Origin of the sequence: Pseudomonas sp. SIMBA_068 (assembly GCF_046534705.1) — a bacterium.
Lineage (GTDB): Bacteria > Pseudomonadota > Gammaproteobacteria > Pseudomonadales > Pseudomonadaceae > Aquipseudomonas > Aquipseudomonas putida.
Window position 1 is genome coordinate 1 of the sequence record NZ_JAWRYI010001847.1, and the last position, 230, is coordinate 230.

Consider the following 230-nt stretch of genomic DNA (forward strand, 5'->3'; position numbering starts at 1 on the left):
GGAATATTTTCCTGCAGATAAATTAGATAGAGCTCGCTACGCCACATTCTTATCAAGGCTATTGGCTCAAGAAGGTTATGACGAAAGTAGGCCTGATGAAGATAAAAAGAAAAACTACGTATTAAATTTAAACGCTGAATGGGGAGCAGGTAAAACCTACTTTCTTAAGCGTTGGTCACAAGAAGTAATAGTAAATTATCCTGTAGTTTATATTGATGCATGGCAGCAAG

Annotated in this window: 1 protein-coding gene; it reads left to right on the forward strand. The window is 37.0% G+C overall.

Annotation, left to right across the window (positions count from 1 at the left end; translation table 11 throughout):
• A partial coding sequence (locus SB756_RS36160) for a P-loop NTPase fold protein (protein ID WP_410914067.1) occupies window positions 1–230 on the forward strand: 230 nt, incomplete at both ends.